Raw genomic sequence first — 19,834 nt, forward strand, 5'->3', positions numbered from 1 at the left:
ACCCGGCCGGTGTGTTCTGGTGGGAAACGTACGGAGGTACGGGGCTCGGTCAGCCGGTGAACCGGGCGGCGAGACGTCGCGCCCGCTTGCGGCTCTTGGCCGGGAGCCTGCGCACGATGGGACCGCCGACGGTACGCAGCGCGCGGCGCAGCTTCGCCTTCCGGCGCCTGCCGACGATCCCCTGCATGATCTCGGCCTCGATCGCGGGCAGGCTCCGGGGGACGGTGATCCGGCCGCCCTTGCCGACGGTGACGTCGCAGAGGTGGAACGCGGGGTGCTTGTCGCCGTCCAGCCGGACCCCGAGCTTCCAGGTGCCGGGCGCGACGTCCGGCGCGCGGTCGGGCACGGTGAGGTGGGCCCGGCCGTCGGTGGGCCGCAGCATCGTGCGGAGCTGGTGGGACGGCCCGTCGCCGCCGTCCGCCGGACTCAGGACCAGCGTGGTCGCGGAGGCCACGGTGGCGGACGTGGTGAACAGGTCCAGCCGCAGTTCGGTGGGGCTGGAGGGGGAGCGGCGGACCGGACGGCCTTCGAGGTACTCGGCCAGCCTCTTGGCGCGGCGGGCCACGTCGAGGGTGATGTTGCCGTGCGGGTCGGTGAAGTACGGAATGACGGCACGGGCCGGCGAGCCCAGCGAGGCGGGCAGGCAGTCGGCGTCCACCTCCGGGGCGCGGTCGGCGCCGAGCCGGGCCTTGCGGACCAGACCGAGACCGCGCAGCGGCACCCAGACGTCCCAGAAGCCGCGCGACACCCGGCCGCGGCCCTTGACCGCCTCCGAGCCGATCTGGCCGCTGCCGTGCAGGACGACCTCGCAGACGTCGTCGCCGAGCTCCTCCACGCGGGCGGTGAAGCTCGCGGGGCAGGACCACTCGACGGCGGTCTCACGGTTGCGCAGCGACAGCTCGGCGGAGAACCCGGCCATGTCGTCGGTGACGTCCAGGAGTTCGCCGTCCGGCAGCAGGCCCTCGGTGATGTCGGGGTGCAGGAAGTAGCGCCCGTCGCGGCGCAGCAGCGTCAGCGGGGCCTGGTCCTCGCCGTGGACGAGGCGGCCGCTGATGGTGAGGTCGATCCTGCCGTCCGGCCGCCAGGCGAACTTCTCCAGGCGAGCAGCCGCCTTGACCGACGCGGCGAAGCGGGAGATCCGGACGAGGCCCTGGCGGTCGTTGTTGCGCAGCAGCGTGGAGCGCAGCCGGAGCACCGGGCCGAGCCCGTCGTGCACCCCGTCGTGCATGAAGTCCGTGGTCAGGTCCTGGACGGCGTCGCACATCTCGTCCAGGTATGCGGGGTCGTACTTGAGGACGGCGGGCTCGCTGAGCCGGCCGAGCATCTCGACGCGGTAGAAGCGGCGCAGCAGCATGTCCCGGAACTCGCCGGGCTCCGTGTTCTCCACGACGACGTCGAGGACCTCGCGGAGGTTGCCGTAGTAGCCGGACGGGATGATCTTCGCGGATCCGGCGTTCTGGCCGTCGTCCCGGCGGGAGTAGTAGTAGCAGGTGTAGCTGCCGAGAATCGAGACGACCTTGGCGGGGAAGTACGCCTGCATCATGTAGAGCTGGTCCTCGAGCCGGCGCTTGCCCTCGGGGTAGGCGATGCCGTTCTCGCGGAGGAACTCCGTACGGAACATCTTGTGCGGTGTGAGGCTGTCGTACAGGGGAGCGTCGTGCAGGGTGCACTTCTCGCGGTTCTTCTTGAACACGCCGTGCGGGACGCCGCGGAAGTTGCTCGCCACCTTGCCGATGACGATGTCCGAACCGTTGCGGTGGCCCATGTCGTACAGCCGCTGCAGGGCGCCGGAGGCGAGGTAGTCGTCCTGGTCGACGAACTGGACGTACTCACCCTTCGCCTCGTCCACACCGATGTTGCGGGGCTTCCCGGGCCAGCCGGAGTTCGGGATGGTGATCACACGGAAATGCGGGTGCTCCCCGGCCAGCTTTTCGAGTCGCTCACGAGTGTCGTCCGTCGAGCCGTCGTTGACGAAGAGAACTTCGAAATCCCCTGCGGGGAGGGTCTGTCGCAGCAGCGAGTCGATGCAGGGGTCGATGTACTTGCCCGGGTTGTATACAGGAATGACGACACTTACTTTGACTGGCATTACTGCTGTCCCATGTCTGTTGGAAGTCCCTTTGGCCGGCGGCGGGTGCGGGGCCTGCACTGCTGAAAATGGGCATAGGAAGCCACCCGCCGTGCACCCTATCGGCTGTTAGATGGTCGAGATGCCGAGATGGTTGCGCATACCGGCTCGGCGTGATCCTGCCGACAGTGCGCGGATACCGTCCGAGGAGTCCCGGGACATTCGGTATACGCGCGCGGTCGCGCGCATGAACGGCCGGTGCGGCGGAACTGCCGGGCTGCGGCGGCCCCAGCCGGAGGCCCGGAGGTCCAGGGGGCCAGGGCCCGGAGGTCCAGAGGGCGGAACGCGCGGGCGCCGGATCCGCCGCTCGCGTAGATTGCGGGGGCTGGGCGAGGCCGAATCATTGGGGATGGAAGTGTCAGGGGCAAGGCAAGGCGTCACAGAGGCCCGCAGGATCGTGGTCAAGGTCGGTTCCTCTTCCCTCACCACCGCGGCCGGCGGCCTCGACGCGGACCGTGTGGACGCGCTCGTCGACGTGCTGGCGAAGGTGCGCAGCGGCGGGGAGCGCGAGATCGTGCTCGTCTCCAGCGGCGCCATCGCGGCCGGGCTCGCCCCGCTCGGACTGGTGCGCCGCCCCAAGGACCTGGCCCGGCAGCAGGCTGCCGCCAGCGTCGGCCAGGGACTGCTCGTCGCCCGCTACACCGCCTCCTTCGCACGCTACGGCGTACGCGTCGGCCAGGTGCTGCTCACCAGCAACGACACCAGCCGCCGCGCCCACTACCGCAACGCCTACCGCACCCTCGACCAGCTCCTGGACATGGGCGCGCTCCCGGTCGTCAACGAGAACGACACCGTCGCCACCGACGAGATCCGGTTCGGCGACAACGACCGGCTGGCCGCGCTCGTCGCCCATCTCGTCCGCGCGGATCTGCTGGTCCTGCTCTCGGACGTGGACGGCCTGTACGACGGCGACCCCAGCACCCCGGGCACCTCACGGGTCGCCGAGGTGACCGGGCCCGAGGACCTGGCGGGCGTCACCATCGGCAGCGCCGGGAAGGCGGGCGTCGGCACGGGCGGCATGGTCACCAAGGTCGAGGCCGCCCGGATCGCCACGGCCGCCGGCGTCCCCGTCGTCCTCACCTCGGCGAGCCGGGCCGCCGACGCCCTGGCCGGCCGCGACACCGGCACGTACTTCCACCGCACCGGACGCCGCTCCGCGGACCGGCTGCTCTGGCTCGCCCACGCCTCCACCCCGCAGGGCTCACTGACCCTCGACGACGGGGCCGTGCAGGCGGTCGTCGAACGCCATAGCTCGCTGCTGCCCGCCGGAATCGCCTCGGTCGAGGGCGATTTCACCGCCGGTGACCCGGTGGAACTGCGCGATCTCGCAGGCCGGCCGGTGGCCCGCGGACTCGTCAACTTCGACGCCAAGGAGATCCCGCAGCTGCTCGGCCGCTCCACCCGCGAGCTGGCACGGGAGCTCGGTCCGGCCTACGAGCGCGAGGTCGTACACAGAGACGATCTGGTCGTACTGCACTCCTGACACAGTCCTGAAACGACTGAAAGTCCAGCCTCGGGGCAGGGACCTTCACGAAAACCGCCCCATCCCCGGCCGCGGGCTGGTCAACTTTGTAACGGGGAAACAGCGGGGTACAGCACAGTAAACGCATTCACAGGAGGCCGCCGGTGAGACGAGCGCGCCCGGGGGCGCCGCCCCGAGGAACGGGTGGCCGGGCCCTGACCAGCGTCGGAGCAGGTGCCGGCTTCGACGGGAGCCGGACCAAGGAGCGAGGGGACGACCGGACCACCGGGTCCGAGCAGACGGTGGTGAGGGAGGAACGCACCCCGCCGAGGCTGTGGCACATCACGCTCAGCGTCTCGGGAGCCGCCACTCCTCTGTCGGAGATCAGACGCGGACTCGAACAGCTCGCGCACGACCATCCCTTCCTGCTGACCAGCCGGTACGCCGCCGACCACGCGGAGATCCGCTACTGGGAAGAGGCCCGCGATCTGCACGACGCGGCGGCCGTCGCGCTGCGGCTGTGGGGCGAACACCGCTCCACGGCCAGGCTCCCTCCCTGGGAGATCGTCGGCCTGGAGGTCATCGACCGCGAGACGTACCACCAGCGCGTCGCGGAGGGGTACGGGCCGCCCCCGGCCGCTCCGGTCGGAGTGCACCCGTACTGACCCTGCGCCCGCTGCCAAAACGGTTGTCCCGGCCGTGGCTGTCTCGCATCACGGGATAAGTGACGGATGCCCGCAGTGTGCGCACTACCCTGCGGGCATGACCACGCTCTCGCCGTACGACAACATGTCCCCGGTCGCCCAGGCCGCCTACCGGGCACGCTCCGCCGCGGCGGACATCGCGCCGCTGCCGCGCGCGGCCAAGGACGACGCACTGCTGGCGATCGCGGACGCGCTGGAGGTGCGGACGGGCGAGATCGTCACGGCCAACGCCGAGGACGTCGCCCGCGCCCGGGAGGCCGGGACCAGCGAGTCGATCATCGACCGGCTCACCCTCACCCCGGAGCGGATCCGCGCCATCGCCGCCGATGTGCGGGACGTGGCGGCACTGCCCGACCCGGTGGGCGAGGTCGTCCGCGGCTCGACCCTGCCCAACGGCATCGACCTGCGACAGGTCCGGGTGCCGCTCGGCGTCGTCGGGATCATCTACGAGGCCCGGCCCAACGTGACGGTCGACGCCGCGGCCCTCTGCCTGAAGTCCGGCAACGCCGTCCTGCTGCGAGGCTCGTCCTCCGCGTACTCCTCCAATGTCGCGCTGGTACGGGTGCTGCGCGACGCGGTCGGCGGCTCCGGCCTCCCGGCCGACGCGGTGCAGTTGGTCCCGGGCGAGAGCCGTGACTCGGTACGGGAGCTGATGCGGGCCCGCGGCCTGGTCGACGTCCTCATCCCGCGCGGCGGCGCCTCGCTGATCCGCACGGTGGTCGAGGAATCCACCGTGCCGGTCATCGAGACGGGCACCGGCAACTGCCACGTCTACGTGGACGCGCAGACCGATCTCGACATGGCCGTGGACATCCTGATCAACTCCAAGGCGCAGCGCCCGAGCGTCTGCAACGCCGCCGAGACGCTGCTGGTGCACAAGGACGTCGCCGCGCAGTTCCTGCCGCGCGCCCTGGACGCACTGGCCGAAGCGGGCGTGACCGTCCATGGCGACGAGCGGGTGCTCGAACACGCCAAGGGGTCCAAGGCCACCGTGGTCGAGGCGACGCCGGAGGACTGGGAGACCGAGTACCTCTCCTACGACATCGCCGCGGCCGTCGTGGACTCGCTGGACGCGGCCGTCGCGCACATCCGGCTCTGGTCCTCCGGCCACACCGAGGCGATCGTGACCACCTCCCAGGCCGCGGCCCGCCGCTTCACCCAACTGGTGGACTCCACGACGGTGGCCGTGAACGCGTCCACCCGCTTCACCGACGGCGGTCAGTTCGGCTTCGGCGCGGAGATCGGCATCTCCACGCAGAAGCTGCACGCCAGGGGCCCGATGGGCCTGCCGGAACTCACCTCGACGAAGTACATCGTCACGGGCGACGGCCACGTGCGGTGACCCTGCGGTGGCATTCATCGGCCTTCGGCGACCTTCAGTGTGGCGGTCACGGGGCCGGTGAATGTTGCGGGCTCCCTGCCCAGAACGTCCCGGCGGGGCTAGTCTGGAGCCGTGCCGGACGACGTGGGGGGCAGGCCGTTCCCGGACGGCTGGGAGCCCGACGACGACCGCGGGGGCGCGGACGAGGACTTCGCCTCCGTGGTGTTCGACGAGGACTTCGTACGGGCCGCCGCTATCCATGAGCCGACCGCCGTGGAGCGGCTGCTGGCGGCCGCCCAGGCGCGCGCCGAGGCCGAGGCCTCCCGCGCGCGGGCGGGTGGCGGCCCCCTGGACGACGAGCTCTACGACGAGGGGTACGGCCCCGGCGCGTACAGCCGCGAAGGCGCCTACGACGACCCGCTGGACCCCGATGACGACGCCTACGGCAGCGGCGGGCCCTACGGGCGCCACGGCGGCGCTCTGCGGCCCTACCGGGGTGCGGCGCGCTGGCACCGGCCGGTGGCCTGGCTGCTCGCCGTGCTGATGGGCATCGGCATGGTCGCGCTGGCCTTCAGCGCCGTCTACCGGAACACCTCGGGCAGCCGTCAGGACCCCGCCCCGCCGCCCGCCACGACCGGCGTGGACCGCGCACCGGGCTCTGCCCCCGACGCCACCCCCTCGGCCCCCACGGGCCTTCTGCGCCCCACGGTGTCCGCGATCCCCCGCACGGACTGAGGCACGCGCAGACCGGGGCGCGGTCGGCGACGTGCAGGCACCGCGTCGGCAGCGGTCGGCAAGCGTGTCGGCCGTTTCTCCGTTTCTCCCGTGGTTCGCTCGCGGCTGGGCGTTTATCGCGGTCGTAATCGACCTACCCTGAAGGTGTGACCCCTCTCTCCGAGGGGGCTTCTCACTCGTCCGTACATGCGCAGTCGTGCGACGTCATACGAACTCATGACGGGCAGGCCCTGTCGAAGCCATTCGGCCGAGACAGAGCGAAGCGTTTCGGCCCCGGTCGATGACGTGGAGTCGGGAGAAGTCATGGCAGGTCGCGGAGAACCACCGGAAGGGCCGCCCGAGAGTCCGACGGGCGGTGGTGAGGACGAGTACCGGTCACTCGTCTTCGACGAGTCGTTCGTGCGCGCTGCCCGGCTGCGGGAATTCTCCGCCCAGGAGCGCATGGAGGACCACGCCCCCGCCGTACGCAGTCTGCCGGCCAGGCGCCTGCGCAACGGGCCCAGAGCCGCCATCGCCCTGATCCTCCTGATCGCCCTGGCCTTCGGAATGGCCGTGTACATGGGCCTCCGCCACCCCTACGAGGTGCCCGTGGGCAGACGGGCCGAGCCGCTGAGGTCGACCGTCGTACCCCTGGCACCGCAGGGCGTCGTACCGGGCGGAACCGCTGCAGCCCTCCTGGCCCGGAGCCCCGCCGCCCACTTCGGATCAGGTGCCGACGGCATCAATCTGCCGGCGATCAGGCGGACCGACAATTTCACGGACAGCCAGGTGGCGACGGCCCTGACCACGGTCAAGGACTACCTGGTGGCCTCCTCGCTCGACCCCGACGTGCTCACCGGCGCCGCTGCGCGCCCGGTGGGAATGCTGCTCGACCCGGATCAGACGGCCCAGTTCGAGCGCAGCATGAACCATCCGCGGGACGACGGTCAGCATGCCGCGACCGGCTGGCTGGTGCGGTTCGACCCGGCGAAGGTGGCCCTGGCCGGTCCGGACATCCGGGTCCGGGGCACTCTGAGCTACACCGAGGAGGGGTCCGACACCCTGGAGGTGGTGTCGGACCACACCTTCACCTACACGCTCCGCCCGGCCGTCGCGGGGCCCCAACCGGCTGGCGGCGCCTCGCTCTTCACCGTACGGCGCGAGCTGCACTTCCGCTTCGACCGGGAGGACCTGCGGCTGCACCGGCTGGAGCTGCGCACCAGCTACGTCCAGGCCGGACCGCAGTCGTGCCCGGCGGACACCACCGGTGCGCTGAGCCCACTGCTCGCCGGGCAGCGCGCCGTCCTCCGTGGCCCCGCGGGCACCGACCCGTACGCGACGGGCCGGCCCACGGCGGCACTCTGCGGGACCCTGGCGGTCAGCTCCCCGCAGACCCCGGCTCAGTCCCCGGCCCATCAGGGTTCTGCGGCTCATCCCGCCTCGCAGAGTCCGCGGAGCCGTCCTTAGCGCCGCCCTTGCCCGCCGAGCTGCCGCCCTGGCCGGTGAACTTGTCGCGGAGCTTGCCGCCCAGGTCCCCGGCGCCGCCCGCTATGTCGCCGACCAGCTTCATCAGCGGATCCTTGCTGGTGCGCACCGTGTCCGCGTAGTGGGCCGCGGACTCCCGGAAGGAGTCGGTCACCGAGGTGTCCTTGTCCTCGTCGCGCCGCGGGTAGTGACCGTCCATGATCCGCTGGTAGTCGCGGGTCTCGGACCACTTCTTCAGCTCGGCGGCGCGCACCGTGGTGAACGGGTGCGAGCGGGGGAGCAGGTTGAGGATCTTGAGTACGGAGTCCCGCAGATCGCCGCCCTTCTCGTACTCGTCGGCCTGGGCGAGGAAGGCGTCCACGTTCATCTCGTGCAGGTGGTTGCCGCCCGCGATCTTCATCAGGCCGCGCATCGACGCCTGCAGATCCTGGCCGACGAGCAGCCCGGCCCGGTCGGCCGAGAGCTCGGACTTGCGGAACCACTCGCGCAGCGCCGTCACGATCGCCATGATCGCGACGTTGCCGAGCGGGATCCAGGCGACCTTCAGCGCGATATTGGTGAGGAACAGAAGGATCGTGCGGTAGACCGCGTGGCCCGAGAGGGCGTGTCCCACCTCGTGGCCGATGACGGCCCGCATCTCCTCCTCGTCGAGCAGCTCCACCAGCCCCGTCGTCACCACGATGATCGGCTCGTCGAGACCGATGCACATGGCATTGGGCTGCGGGTCCTGATTGACGTACATCGGCGGGACCTTCTCCAGGTCCAGGATGTAACAGGCATCGCGAAGCATGTCGTTGAGATGGGCGAACTGCGCGTCGCTCACCCGGACGGAGTCGGAGAGGAAGAGCAGTCGCAGGCTGCGCTCGGGCAGCAGGCCGCTCAGCGTCTTGAACACGGTGTCGAAACCGCTCAGCTTGCGCAGGGCCACCAGGGCCGAGCGGTCCGCCGGGTGTTCGTAGGCCCGGGACGAGATCCCTGCGAAACGCCTGCGCTGCCTGCTCGGCACGTTCTCGTGGCTCTCGCTGCTGTGTTCGGTCATGAATGGGCCCCCTGTTCGTACGAGATGTCACTCGCCCCCCTGACAAATCCCAGCGTAGGTGCTGGGGCTACGGTGTGCGGGGGGCTGTGGATAACTGAGGAGACGCCCGACATGCCGCACACCGTTGCTCTGCTCGCCGCCGCATCCGGGGCCCAGGGGCCCGGCAACACGCTTCGCATCGTGCTGCTCGTCTCGCTCGTCGGAGCCGGGCTGCTCGGCTGGTTCCTGCTCCGCGGATACCGCAACGACGACAACAACGACTGAGTCGGCGTGAGCGTGCCCGGAGCGCCCGCATACGATGTGCGCGACGTCTTCCTTCCGACTCCCGATCGATAGGTCCTGCCGAAGATGAGCCTCACGAGCACCGCACACCAGCTGGTCACTCTCGCCTCCGAGGGCGGCGAGCACGGTGGCAACCACGAAAGCCTCAGCCCGTACATGACCGGCGGGGGTGCGTTCATCGCGCTGCTGCTCCTGCTGTGGATCACCACTCGCTTCAACCGCGACCGCTGAGGCGAAGGCGTACAGCTGTGCCAGTAGGCTCTGCACGCATGGGAGAGCAGGAAGTGCCTACCGGCCGCGGAAAGCGCCGACTCGGCGTAATGGGCGGGACGTTTGACCCGATCCATCATGGACACCTGGTGGCGGCCAGCGAAGTGGCCGCCCAGTTCCACCTCGACGAGGTGATCTTCGTTCCGACCGGGCAGCCGTGGCAGAAGAGCCACAAGAACGTCTCCCCGGCCGAGGACCGTTATCTGATGACGGTCATCGCGACAGCGTCCAACCCGCAGTTCTCGGTCAGCCGCAGCGACATCGACCGCAGCGGGCCCACGTACACCATCGATACCCTGCGGGACCTGCGCGCGATCCACGGCGACGCGGACCTCTTCTTCATCACCGGTGCCGACGCGCTCTCCCAGATCCTCACCTGGCGGGACGCGGACGAACTGTTCTCGCTCTCCCACTTCATCGGCGTGACGCGGCCGGGGCATGTGCTCACGGACGCCGGACTGCCGGAGGGCGGGGTCTCCCTCGTGGAGGTTCCCGCGCTCGCTATCTCGTCCACGGACTGCCGTGAGAGGGTCGCGCAGGGGGATCCGGTCTGGTACTTGGTGCCGGACGGCGTGGTCCGCTACATCGACAAGCGCCAGCTGTACCGCGGCGAATGAGCGACGCAGAGGGGCACCGGTGAACGACCGACAGAACGCGTACGACCCGTACTACCAGCAGCCGCAGATCATCGGCTACGACGAGTACGGGCAGCCGGTGTACCAGCAGCCGCAGCACGTCCAGCAGCAGCCGTACGACCCGTATGCGTCCCAGCCGCAGCAGCAGAACCAGCAGCCGCAGCAGCCGCAACAGGCCGGCCAGGGGTACGGATACGACCCGTACGCCCAGCCGCAGCAGCCCCAGCAGCATGTGCAGCCGCAGGGGTACGACCCCTATGCGTCTCAGCCGCAGCAGCAGCCCCAACAGCCCCACGAGCCTCAGCAGCAGGCGTACGGCGCCTATGACGGCTACGGCTACGACGCGGGCCAGCAGCCCGCCGCGGTCGACACGGCCCAGCAGTGGAACATCCCGCAGCAGGCGGCCCCGCAGCCCGCCCCGCCCGCGCCTGCCGCTCCGACCCCGCCGGAACCCGGACCCGAGCCCGGCGCGGAGCCGGACGCGGCCGTCCCCGGGCAGCGCCGTGGCGACCGCGACTACCGCACCGAGCAGTTCTCCTTCATCGAGGAGCCCGACGAGGACTCCGAAGACGTCATCGACTGGCTGAAGTTCACCGAGAGCCGCAGCGAGCGGCGCGAGGAGGCACGGCGTCGCGGCCGCAACCGCATGGTCGCGCTCATAGTCGTGGTGGCCCTGGTCGTGGTCGGCGGTGTCGGCTACCTCTGGTCCGCCGGAATGATCCCGGGCCTGTCCGGCTCGGACAAGGACAGCACGGCATCGACGGGCCCGCAGAAGCGGGACGTCATCGTGGTCCATCTGCACAACACCAAGAAGGGCGGCACCTCCACGGCGCTGCTCGTCGACAATGTGACGACCAAGCAGGGCACCACGGTCCTGCTCCCCAACTCGCTCGCGGTCGCCGACGAGGACGGCGTGGCGACCACCCTCGGCAAGTCCGTCAAGGACGACGGCACCACCGGCACCCGCGAATCCATCGGCAACCTGCTCGGCACCGACATCAGCGGCACCTGGCGGCTCGACACTCCGTACCTGGAGACCCTTGTCGATCTGGTCGGCAACATCGAGGTCGACACCGACACCGATGTGCCGGACGAGAAGAAGGGCGCCTCCCCCCTGGTGAAGAAGGGCGAGGCACAGACCCTGAGCGGCCGGATGGCCGTCGCGTACGCCACCTACCGCGGGCCGGGCGAGGCCGAGACGAAGCAGCTCACGCGGTTCGGGGAGGTCATGCGCGGCGTGCTGCGGAAGGTGTCGGACGACCCGAAGGCCGCCACGGTCACCGTGCAGACGCTGGCGCAGATCCTCGACCCCTCGCTTCCCGAGAAGGACCTGGGAGCCTCCCTGGCGAAGCTCGCCCAGCACGCCAAGGTCGGCGACTACAAGACGGCGGTGCTGCCGGTGCAGGCCGACGGATCACTGACCGACGCGGCCACCGAGAGCGTCGTCAAGGACATCCTGGGCGGTTCGGTCAAGGCCCCGGGCGCCGGCGCGGACGCACCGGTGCGGGTCGGCCTCAGGAACGCCACAGGGGACCAGGACGGCACGGGGTCCGCGCAGGTCAAGCTGGTCAATGGCGGCTACACCTTCGTCGGTGGCGGAACGGCCGAGACCGTGGCACTGTCCGAGGTCGTCTACAGGACCGCGGCGGACAAGGAGAAGGCGACGCAGGTCGCCAAGACCCTGGGCCTGCCGACGGGCGCGGTGAAGCAGGGCAAGCCCGCCGCGAACGCGGACGTGTCCGTACTGCTCGGCCAGGACTACAAGATCAAATGACCCGCGTCCGGCCGCCCGGACGACGTCGATTCGATCTTCGGACAATCGCTGCGTGGGCTGTCGGCGGTCCGTGAGACCCTAGAGGTCTCTCTGACCGCCGACGAAAGCCTGCTTGTGACCGCCACGGACCGCTCCATCGAGCTCATCAACGCCGCCGCTCAGGCGGCCGCCGACCGGCTCGCGCACGACATCATCGCGTACGACGTCAGCGACGTGCTGTCGATCACGGACGCCTTCCTCCTGGCCTCGGCCCCCAACGACCGCCAGGTCAAGTCGATCGTCGACGAGATCGAGGAGCGGCTCCAGAAGGAGCTCGGCGCCAAGCCGGTGCGCCGCGAGGGCGACCGCGACGCGCGCTGGATCCTCCTCGACTACGTCGACATCGTCATCCACGTCCAGCACAGCGAGGAGCGGGTCTTCTACGCGCTGGAGCGCCTCTGGAAGGACTGCCCCGAGATCGCGCTTCCCGAGGACGCCGTCAAGACCCGCGGGAAGGCCGAGGAGCACGCCCGGCTCACCGGCAGCACGGAAGGTGAGCAGAGCTGAAAAGCGGCGGAAGCGGCAGGGGCCGCAGGATCGTCCTCTGGCGTCACGGCCAGACGGCCTGGAACCTGGAGCGCAGGTTCCAGGGTTCCACGGACATCGCACTCACCGACGCCGGGGTCGGGCAGGCCCAGCGGGCCGCCCGGCTGCTGGCCTCGCTGAAGCCGGATGCGATCGTCGCCTCCGATCTGCAGCGGGCGGCGGCCACCGCCGCCGAGCTCGCCGCGATCACCGGCCTCGAAGTCGCACACGACGCGGGACTGCGTGAGACCTACGCGGGTGCCTGGCAGGGCCTCACCCACGAGGAGATCGTCGGGCAGTACGGCGAGCAGTACGCCGCCTGGAAGCGGGGCGAGCCCGTGCGTCGCGGCGGCGGCGAACTGGAGACCGAGGTCGCCGACCGGGCCGCCCCGGTGGTGCTCGGACATGCCGACAAGCTGCCCGAGAACGGGACGCTCGTCGTGGTCAGCCACGGCGGCACCATCCGCACCACCATCGGCCGGCTGCTGGGCCTGGAAGCGCACCACTGGGAAGGGCTCGGCGGGCTCTCCAACTGCTGCTGGTCGGTGCTGGGCGAGGGTGCGCGAGGCTGGCGCCTGCTGGAGCACAACGCCGGCACGCTGCCCGAGCCGGTGCTCGGCGACGACACCTGAGGCCGTCCCGACCCCGGCACCGGCCGGATTTCACTTTCCGGCAGGTCACAGGCTAAAGTTCTTCTTGTTCGCAGCGCGGAAACGCAGAGAAACACAGCGAACAGCGGGGCTATAGCTCAGTTGGTAGAGCGCCTGCATGGCATGCAGGAGGTCAGGAGTTCAATTCTCCTTAGCTCCACAATCAGGATCCCGTCCCCAACAGGGGGCGGGATCTTTGCATGCCGCCCAGCCGCCCAGCCGCCCAGCAGCCCTTCAGCTCTCCCGGCGCCGCCGCAACGCGGCGACCCGCTCCCTGCTCTCCTCGTCCGCCGGTGTGTACGCCACGATCCGGCACTCCGGCAGGCCGTTGATGGACAGCGACACCGAGGTCATCCGTATGTCCCCGGCCACCGCCCAGTGCCGGAAGCTCTTCACCCGAGGCCCTGGCGGGGCGACGTCCCCGCTGCGCCACAACTCGGCGAAGTACGGGCTGGCGGCCGAGAGTCGTTCGACGAACGACTCCCAGGCGGGCTCGCCCGTATGGCGCCCGTACGCGCCCCGCAGGGTGGCCACCATGATCGGCAGCTCCTGTGCCCGGTGGACGACGGGACAGGCATCCTCGGACACCGTGAACAACGTCCACAGCACGTTGCGTAGCCCCGTTCCCGTGATCGCGGGGACGGCGAACAGGTCGCGATAGGCGGGGTTGGTGGCCAGGATGTCGTATCTCGCGTTGTAGACCACGGCGGGATGCGGATCGAGCGCGTCGATGATGCCCTGGATCTCCGGCCCCACCTCGATGACGTCGGACTGCCTGCCGGGTGCGCAGGCCACCTCCGCCAGGTGGTACAGGTGTTCGCGCTCCGATGCATCCAACCGGAGCGTGCGCGCCACGGCGTCCAGCACCTGCGGTGACGCGTTGATGGGACGGCCCTGCTCCAGCCAGGTGTACCAGGTGACGCCGACGCCGGAGAGCTGCGCGACCTCCTCGCGGCGCAGGCCCGGGGTGCGGCGGCGCAGCCCGGGTGCCATGCCCACATCGGCGGGTGTCACCCGCGCCCGGCGATTGCGCAGGAACGCCGCGAGCTCCGGACGCCGCCGGTGCCGGCCTGCCGGAGGCGCCGACTGAGGCGTCGTCCGAGGTGTCGTCCGAGGCGTTGTCCGAGGCGTTGTCCGATCTCCCGACAGGCCCGCCGCCTGATGTGTCGTCACCGCTGCCACACCCCCATGTTCGGTGACCCGCAGGGGAGTTGCCAGGTGCTGTCGGTACCAGCATCAGCGGGCTCTCGTTACCCGTATTCGGCCGGGGCCAGGGTCGATGTCATGACGACGGCATCCGAGGCAACTCCACATTCCGTAACCAGTAAAGACCCCGCCACTGACAACCGCTCCGGGCGAGTGCTCGCCCTGGTGCTCGCGGCCCAGTTCATGGCACTGCTCGACATCTTCATCGTCAACGTCGCCGCCCCGACGATCCGCAGCGAACTCGGCGCCTCCGGAGCCGGGTTGCAGCTCATCGTGGCCGGCTACACCATCACGTACGCGGTGCTGCTCATCACCGGCGCCAGGCTCGGCGACCTGATCGGACACGGTCGGGCCCATCTGGCCGGGCTCGGCGTCTTCACCGCGGCCTCGCTCGCCTGCGGACTCGCCGCGGGAACCGGGCAGCTGATCGCCTTCCGGCTGGTGCAGGGCGCGGCCGCCGCGGTGATGATTCCGCAGGTGCTCAGCCTCATCCAGCGCCACTTCACGGGCGAGGCCCGGATCCGGGCGCTCGGTGCCTACAGCGCGGTGCTCGCCACGGGGGCGGCCGCCGGACAGGTGGTCGGCGGGGTGCTGGTCAGCGCCGATCTGTTCGGCGCGGGCTGGCGGCCGGTCTTCCTGGTCAACGTGCCGATCGGGCTCGTGCTGCTGGTGCTCGGCATCCGTGTGCTGCCGCGGGAACCGCGCACCGCGCCCGGCAGGGTCCAGGCACGGGCTCGCGGCCTCGATCTGCCGGGGCTGGTACTGCTCGCCGCCGCCGTCACGCTGCTCGCCGTCCCCCTGGTGCTCGGGCAGGAGCTGGACTGGCCGGTCTGGTCGCAGGTCTGCCTGGCCGCCTCCGTGGGGCTCTTCGCCGGTTTCGTCGGGTACGAGTCACGGCTGGCCGCGCGCGGTGGTGCGCCCCTGATCGCGCCCAGGGTGCTGCGTGTTCCCGGTATCGCCCGAGCGGCGCTGCGCATTCTCCTGGTGATGGCGATCAACGCGGGCTTCCTGTTCGCCATGACGCTGCACGTCCAGGGGGGTCTGGGCTACTCGCCGCTGCGTGCGGGGCTGATGTTCGCACCGACCGCGCTGGTATTCGGTGTGACCGGATTGACCTGGCGGCGTTGGCCCACCGGTCTCCAACGGGCCCTGGTGCCCGCCGGGTTCGTGCTCGTGGCCGCCGCCTCCGTGGCCGTCGGGCTGCTGATGCGTGGTGGCGGCGACGGCGGGCCCGCGCTGTACGCGGCCTTCGCGGCGCTGGGCGCCGGCCTGGCGCTGGGCTTCAGCCCCACCCTCACGAGGGCGCTGGCGGACGTAAGTCCCAAGGACGCGGCCGATGCGAGCGGTGTACTGGTGACGGTCACCCAGTTGGGACAGCTGACCGGGGTCGCCGCGTTCGGCACGCTCTATCTCAACCGCCTTGATACGCAAGGGGCGCAGGGGTCGGGGCATGCGTTGTGGGTATGCGCCCTCGCGCTCTCGACGGCCGCTGCGGCGGGTGCGGTGACGGGTCTCGTGCGACGTCGGTGAGCGGCCGGAACTCCGGTGGGCTGCCCCTCTTGCGGGGTCATGGCAGAATCGGAGCGCCGGAGGGGGCGACGGACCGATCGGGAGGGAGCGCGATGCCTGCGAGCCGCCACGAGGTCCCGGACCTGCTCCTTGTTCCCGGTCTTCCCGCAGGTCCCGGTTTCCGCGCAGTTCCCGGTCTCTCCGCAGCCCTGGAGAACGGCGGGACCTTCTTCGTATGCACCGCCCGCGGCCAAAGCCGGAGCTGACCCATGGGTGCACACAGGCGGAAATGCGACTGGTGCGGCAGCGGTACGCCCATCGTCAGGGACATGGACCCGATCAATCCGGAGTACCAGTACTGGTGCGAGGAGTGCGCTCGGGCGCTGATCATAAAGGGCGACCCGATCGAGACCTATCGGGAGCTGGAGGGGGAGCCGATCTACGGTCGGCTGCTGGAGGAGCACTGCACGCTCAAGCGCTTCTACTCCTTCGCCACTGCCTGACCCCCTTCGGCGCCGCCGCCGGCCTCGGTCCAGGTGGCGCAGAACCGGTCAAATCGGAGCGGTCGGGAATCGATTTGGTGGACGGGCGGGGTCCCCGGTAATGTTCTCGATGTCGCCAGGGAAACCGGGCGGAAAACAGCACGGGGCTATAGCTCAGTTGGTAGAGCGCCTGCATGGCATGCAGGAGGTCAGGAGTTCAATTCTCCTTAGCTCCACAGGGAAGTACGAGAAGCGGGTCACCCACACAGGGCGACCCGCTTCTCGCATGTGTGCGTGTACCGATGCCGGAACCGGGATTCCGTCGCATGTACGCTCCCGCCGCCCTGTCCACGCTTCGGCCGCGCCCGGCCCCGTTCCGGGCCCGTGCGGTACCCTGACGCCATGCGTGCCGTACGCCTTCTGCTTAGCGAGCCGCGCTGATCAGTCCCGACCGGTGAGAATGCCTGGTCGGAATCGGCGCGGCGTCCCCTCCTGTGCGAGGGGATTTTTCGTTTCCGTAGACGCGTGTCCGTAGACATGGGCGCCGGCAGATGACGATCGATGGAGCTTTGAGGATCATGAGCGAGACGACTTCCGCAGCCGAGACGGCTGCGCCGCACCGCTACACGGCGGCGATGGCCGCCGACATCGAGGCACGCTGGCAGGACTTCTGGGACGCCGAGGGCACGTACGAGGCGCCGAACCCGACCGGTGACCTGGCGGGCGATCCGGAGCTGGCCGCCAGGCCGAAGAAGTTCATCATGGACATGTTCCCGTACCCCTCGGGTGCGGGCCTGCACGTCGGTCACCCGCTGGGCTACATCGCCACCGATGTCTTCGCCCGCCACCAGCGGATGACCGGGCACAACGTGCTGCACACCCTGGGCTTCGACGCCTTCGGCCTGCCCGCGGAGCAGTACGCGGTGCAGACCGGCACGCACCCGCGGGTCTCCACCGAGGCCAACATCGAGAACATGACCGCCCAGCTGCGCCGGCTGGGCCTGGGCCACGACAAGCGCCGCTCGTTCGCCACGATCGAGTCGGAGTACTACAAGTGGACCCAGTGGATCTTCCTGCAGATCTTCAACTCCTGGTACGACACCGAGGCCGACCGCGCCCGCCCGATCGACGAGCTGGTCGCACAGTTCGAGAGCGGCGCACGCCCCACCCCGGACGGCCGTGACTGGAGCGCGCTGAGCGCCACCGAGCGCGCGGACATCCTGAGCGAGTACCGCCTGGCGTACGCCTCCGACGCGCCCGTCAACTGGTCGCCCGGCCTGGGCACCGTCCTGGCCAACGAAGAGGTGACGGCCGACGGCCGCTCCGAGCGCGGCAACTTCCCCGTCTTCAAGGCCAAGCTGCGCCAGTGGAACATGCGCATCACCGCCTATGCCGACCGGCTGCTGAACGACCTGGACGGGCTGGACTGGCCCGAGGCGATCAAGCTGCAGCAGCGCAACTGGATCGGGCGCTCCGAAGGCGCCCGCGTCGACTTCCCGGTCGACGGCGACGGCAGCATCACCGTCTTCACCACCCGCCAGGACACCCTGTTCGGCGCCACCTACATGGTGCTGGCGCCCGAGCACGAGCTGGTCGAACAGATCACTCCGGCGGCCTGGCCCGAGGGCACCCACGCGGTGTGGACCGGCGGATACGCGTCCCCGGCCGAGGCGGTCGCCGCCTACCGCAAGCTGGCCGCCGCCAAGTCCGACGTGGAACGGCAGGCCGAGGCCAAGGACAAGACCGGTGTCTTCACCGGCGCGTACGCCACCAACCCGGTCAGCGGCGAGAAGGTCCCCGTCTTCATCGCCGACTACGTCCTGATGGGCTACGGCACCGGCGCGATCATGGCCGTACCGGCGCACGACGCGCGCGACTTCGCTTTCGCGCGCGCCTTCGAGCTGCCGATGCGCTGTGTCGTCGAGCCGTCGGACGACCGCGGCACGGACCCCTCGACGTGGGAGGACGCCTTCGGCTCGTACGACGCGAAGCTGGTCAACTCCGCCAACGACGAGATCTCGCTGGACGGCCTGGGTGTCGTCGACGCCAAGGCGAAGATCACCGAATGGCTGACGGCACACGGCGTCGGCGAGGGCACCGTCAATTTCCGGCTGCGTGACTGGCTGTTCAGCCGCCAGCGCTACTGGGGCGAGCCCTTCCCGATCGTCTACGACGAGGACGGCATCGCCCACCCGCTGCCCGAGTCGATGCTGCCCCTGGAACTGCCGGAGGTCGACGACTACTCGCCGCGCACCTTCGACCCCGACGACGCCGACACCCAGCCCGAGACCCCGCTGTCCCGGAACGCCGACTGGGTCAACGTCACCCTGGACCTGGGCGACGGCAACGGTCCGAAGAAGTACCGCCGCGAGACCAACACCATGCCCAACTGGGCGGGCTCCTGCTGGTACGAGCTGCGCTATCTGGACCCGAACAACGACTCAAAGCTGGTCGACCCGGCGATCGAGCAGTACTGGATGGGTCCGCGCGAGGGGCAGCCGACCGGCGGTGTCGACCTGTACGTCGGCGGCGCCGAGCACGCCGTCCTGCACCTGCTGTACGCCCGTTTCTGGTCCAAGGTGCTGCACGATCTGGGGCACATCTCGTCCGTCGAGCCGTTCCACAAGCTGTACAACCAGGGCATGATCCAGGCGTTCGTCTACCGGGACAGCCGCGGCATCGCGGTCCCGGCGGCCGAGGTCGAGGAGCGCGACGGACAGTTCTACTACCAGGGCGAGAAGGTCAGCCGCGTCCTGGGCAAAATGGGCAAGTCCCTGAAGAACGCCGTCACGCCGGACGAGATCTGCACCGAGTACGGGGCGGACACGCTGCGCCTGTACGAGATGGCGATGGGCCCGCTGGACGTGTCGCGGCCGTGGGACACGCGCGCCGTCGTCGGCCAGTACCGGCTGCTGCAGCGGCTGTGGCGCAATGTCGTCGACGAGGAGACCGGTGAGGTCACCGTCGTGGACACGGAGCCGGGCGAGGAGACGCTGCGTGCGCTGCACAAGGCGATCGACGGGGTCGGCCAGGACATGGCCGGAATGCGCTTCAACACGGCGATCGCCAAGGTCACCGAGCTGAACAACCACCTGACCAAGGCGGGCGGATCGCTGTCCCGGTCCGTCGCCGAGTCGCTGGTGCTGCTGGTGGCGCCGCTGGCCCCGCACATCGCCGAGGAGCTGTGGCGCCGGCTGGGCCACACCGATTCGGTCGTGCACCAGGACTTCCCGGTCGCCGACCCGGCGTACGTCGTGGACGAGACCGTGACCTGCGTCGTGCAGGTCAAGGGCAAGGTCAAGGCGCGCCTGGAGATCTCCCCGTCGATCACGGACGAGGAGCTGGAGGCGCTGGCCCTGGCCGACCCGGCCGTGGTGGCGGCGCTGGACGGCGCGGGCATCCGCAAGGTGATCGTGCGGGCGCCGAAGCTGGTCAACATCGTCCCGGCGTGATGACGAGGCGTTCCGTGTGAGGCGCTGACCGCGCCCCGCGCGACGGTGTGGGGGCATTCCCCTACGGGCAGGTTGGGGGTTCCGAAGGAACCCTCGGCCTGCCCTTTCCGTTTACGGTGGAGGGGCCGGCACCGGCAGCCGAAACGACATCCGAGGG

17 protein-coding genes and 2 tRNA genes are annotated in these 19,834 nt (G+C 70.0%); 16 read left to right on the plus strand and 3 right to left on the minus strand.

Annotation, left to right across the window (positions count from 1 at the left end):
* Positions 1-49: 49 nt before the first annotated feature.
* Positions 50-2,089 carry a glycosyltransferase family 2 protein gene (locus OG842_RS26260; RefSeq protein WP_266733082.1) on the minus strand — a complete coding sequence of 680 codons (2,040 nt, stop codon included), beginning with the start codon at positions 2,087-2,089 and terminating at the stop codon, positions 50-52.
* A gap of 436 nt (positions 2,090-2,525) precedes the next feature.
* On the opposite strand from OG842_RS26260, the gene proB reads away from it, so the two are divergent.
* From proB to OG842_RS26285, 5 genes are all read left to right on the plus strand, one after another.
* A complete protein-coding gene (proB, locus tag OG842_RS26265) occupies positions 2,526-3,611 on the plus strand; it encodes a glutamate 5-kinase (protein ID WP_266733825.1) in 1,086 nt (361 codons plus the stop codon).
* Positions 3,612-3,754: 143 nt separating this feature from the next.
* A complete protein-coding gene (locus OG842_RS26270; protein ID WP_266733083.1) occupies positions 3,755-4,255 on the plus strand; it encodes a hypothetical protein in 501 nt (166 codons plus the stop codon).
* A 97-nt stretch (positions 4,256-4,352) separates the two neighbouring features.
* Positions 4,353-5,636: a glutamate-5-semialdehyde dehydrogenase gene (locus OG842_RS26275; protein WP_266733084.1), complete on the plus strand. Its 1,284-nt coding sequence runs from the start codon at positions 4,353-4,355 to the stop codon at positions 5,634-5,636.
* 111 nt (positions 5,637-5,747) lie between these two features.
* Positions 5,748-6,350 carry an SCO2584 family spore wall biosynthesis protein gene (locus OG842_RS26280; protein WP_266733085.1) on the plus strand — a complete coding sequence of 201 codons (603 nt, stop codon included), beginning with the start codon at positions 5,748-5,750 and terminating at the stop codon, positions 6,348-6,350.
* A 303-nt stretch (positions 6,351-6,653) separates the two neighbouring features.
* Complete coding sequence (locus OG842_RS26285) at positions 6,654-7,796, plus strand: SCO2583 family membrane protein (RefSeq protein ID WP_266733086.1); 1,143 nt, start codon at positions 6,654-6,656, stop codon at positions 7,794-7,796.
* Here the strand turns inward: OG842_RS26285 and OG842_RS26290 are convergent.
* Positions 7,708-8,853 carry a M48 family metallopeptidase gene (locus OG842_RS26290; RefSeq protein WP_266733087.1) on the minus strand — a complete coding sequence of 382 codons (1,146 nt, stop codon included), beginning with the start codon at positions 8,851-8,853 and terminating at the stop codon, positions 7,708-7,710. The genes OG842_RS26285 and OG842_RS26290 overlap by 89 nt on opposite strands.
* Before the next feature lie 111 nt (positions 8,854-8,964).
* Here OG842_RS26290 and OG842_RS26295 point away from each other — a divergent pair, with 111 nt between their 5' ends.
* From OG842_RS26295 to OG842_RS26325, 7 genes are all read left to right on the plus strand, one after another.
* Positions 8,965-9,117: a hypothetical protein gene (locus OG842_RS26295; RefSeq protein WP_266733089.1), complete on the plus strand. Its 153-nt coding sequence runs from the start codon at positions 8,965-8,967 to the stop codon at positions 9,115-9,117.
* A gap of 84 nt (positions 9,118-9,201) precedes the next feature.
* Entirely contained in the window at positions 9,202-9,366 is a 165-nt protein-coding gene (locus tag OG842_RS26300) for a hypothetical protein (protein ID WP_266733090.1), read from the plus strand.
* Positions 9,367-9,404: 38 nt separating this feature from the next.
* Positions 9,405-10,022, plus strand: coding sequence for a nicotinate-nucleotide adenylyltransferase (nadD, locus tag OG842_RS26305; RefSeq protein ID WP_266733091.1), 618 nt, complete (start codon positions 9,405-9,407; stop codon positions 10,020-10,022).
* A gap of 19 nt (positions 10,023-10,041) precedes the next feature.
* Positions 10,042-11,814: an LCP family protein gene (locus tag OG842_RS26310; protein ID WP_266733092.1), complete on the plus strand. Its 1,773-nt coding sequence runs from the start codon at positions 10,042-10,044 to the stop codon at positions 11,812-11,814.
* A gap of 114 nt (positions 11,815-11,928) precedes the next feature.
* Positions 11,929-12,360, plus strand: a complete 432-nt coding sequence (gene rsfS, locus OG842_RS26315) for a ribosome silencing factor (RefSeq protein ID WP_124717755.1) — start codon at positions 11,929-11,931, stop codon at positions 12,358-12,360.
* Positions 12,357-13,010 carry a histidine phosphatase family protein gene (locus OG842_RS26320; RefSeq protein ID WP_266733827.1) on the plus strand — a complete coding sequence of 218 codons (654 nt, stop codon included), beginning with the start codon at positions 12,357-12,359 and terminating at the stop codon, positions 13,008-13,010. Before rsfS ends, OG842_RS26320 begins: the two co-directional genes overlap by 4 nt.
* Positions 13,011-13,115: 105 nt before the next feature.
* Positions 13,116-13,188, plus strand: a tRNA-Ala gene (locus OG842_RS26325).
* 74 nt (positions 13,189-13,262) lie between these two features.
* On the opposite strand, the gene OG842_RS26330 is transcribed toward OG842_RS26325, so the two are convergent.
* On the minus strand, positions 13,263-14,177 hold the full coding sequence (locus OG842_RS26330) for a helix-turn-helix transcriptional regulator (RefSeq protein ID WP_443064071.1): 915 nt from the start codon (positions 14,175-14,177) through the stop codon (positions 13,263-13,265).
* Positions 14,178-14,312: 135 nt separating this feature from the next.
* On the opposite strand from OG842_RS26330, the gene OG842_RS26335 reads away from it, so the two are divergent.
* From OG842_RS26335 to leuS, 4 genes are all read left to right on the plus strand, one after another.
* A complete protein-coding gene (locus OG842_RS26335) occupies positions 14,313-15,764 on the plus strand; it encodes an MFS transporter (RefSeq protein ID WP_266733093.1) in 1,452 nt (483 codons plus the stop codon).
* Positions 15,765-16,012: 248 nt separating this feature from the next.
* The gene (locus OG842_RS26340) at positions 16,013-16,246 is read left to right on the plus strand and encodes a hypothetical protein (protein ID WP_015608461.1); all 234 of its coding nucleotides are present in this window, start codon (positions 16,013-16,015) and stop codon (positions 16,244-16,246) included.
* 142 nt (positions 16,247-16,388) lie between these two features.
* Positions 16,389-16,461, plus strand: a tRNA-Ala gene (locus OG842_RS26345).
* Between the two features lie 342 nt (positions 16,462-16,803).
* Positions 16,804-19,677, plus strand: coding sequence for a leucine--tRNA ligase (gene leuS, locus OG842_RS26350; protein ID WP_266733094.1), 2,874 nt, complete (start codon positions 16,804-16,806; stop codon positions 19,675-19,677).
* The last annotated feature ends 157 nt before the right edge of the window (positions 19,678-19,834 follow it).

Source organism: Streptomyces sp. NBC_00376 (genome assembly GCF_036077095.1).
GTDB lineage: Bacteria > Actinomycetota > Actinomycetes > Streptomycetales > Streptomycetaceae > Streptomyces.

Excerpts from the sequence above, each read along its gene's own strand:
- OG842_RS26340 (WP_015608461.1), top strand. The coding sequence starts at position 16,013 with ATGGGTGCACACAGGCGGAAATGCGACTGGTGCGGCAGCGGTACGCCC.
- OG842_RS26290 (WP_266733087.1), bottom strand. The coding sequence starts at position 8,853 with ATGACCGAACACAGCAGCGAGAGCCACGAGAACGTGCCGAGCAGGCAG.
- OG842_RS26275 (WP_266733084.1), top strand. The coding sequence starts at position 4,353 with ATGACCACGCTCTCGCCGTACGACAACATGTCCCCGGTCGCCCAGGCC.
- nadD (WP_266733091.1), top strand. The coding sequence starts at position 9,405 with ATGGGAGAGCAGGAAGTGCCTACCGGCCGCGGAAAGCGCCGACTCGGC.
- OG842_RS26295 (WP_266733089.1), top strand. The coding sequence starts at position 8,965 with ATGCCGCACACCGTTGCTCTGCTCGCCGCCGCATCCGGGGCCCAGGGG.
- OG842_RS26335 (WP_266733093.1), top strand. The coding sequence starts at position 14,313 with ATGACGACGGCATCCGAGGCAACTCCACATTCCGTAACCAGTAAAGAC.
- OG842_RS26300 (WP_266733090.1), top strand. The coding sequence starts at position 9,202 with ATGAGCCTCACGAGCACCGCACACCAGCTGGTCACTCTCGCCTCCGAG.
- OG842_RS26260 (WP_266733082.1), bottom strand. The coding sequence starts at position 2,089 with ATGCCAGTCAAAGTAAGTGTCGTCATTCCTGTATACAACCCGGGCAAG.
- OG842_RS26285 (WP_266733086.1), top strand. The coding sequence starts at position 6,654 with ATGGCAGGTCGCGGAGAACCACCGGAAGGGCCGCCCGAGAGTCCGACG.
- leuS (WP_266733094.1), top strand. The coding sequence starts at position 16,804 with ATGAGCGAGACGACTTCCGCAGCCGAGACGGCTGCGCCGCACCGCTAC.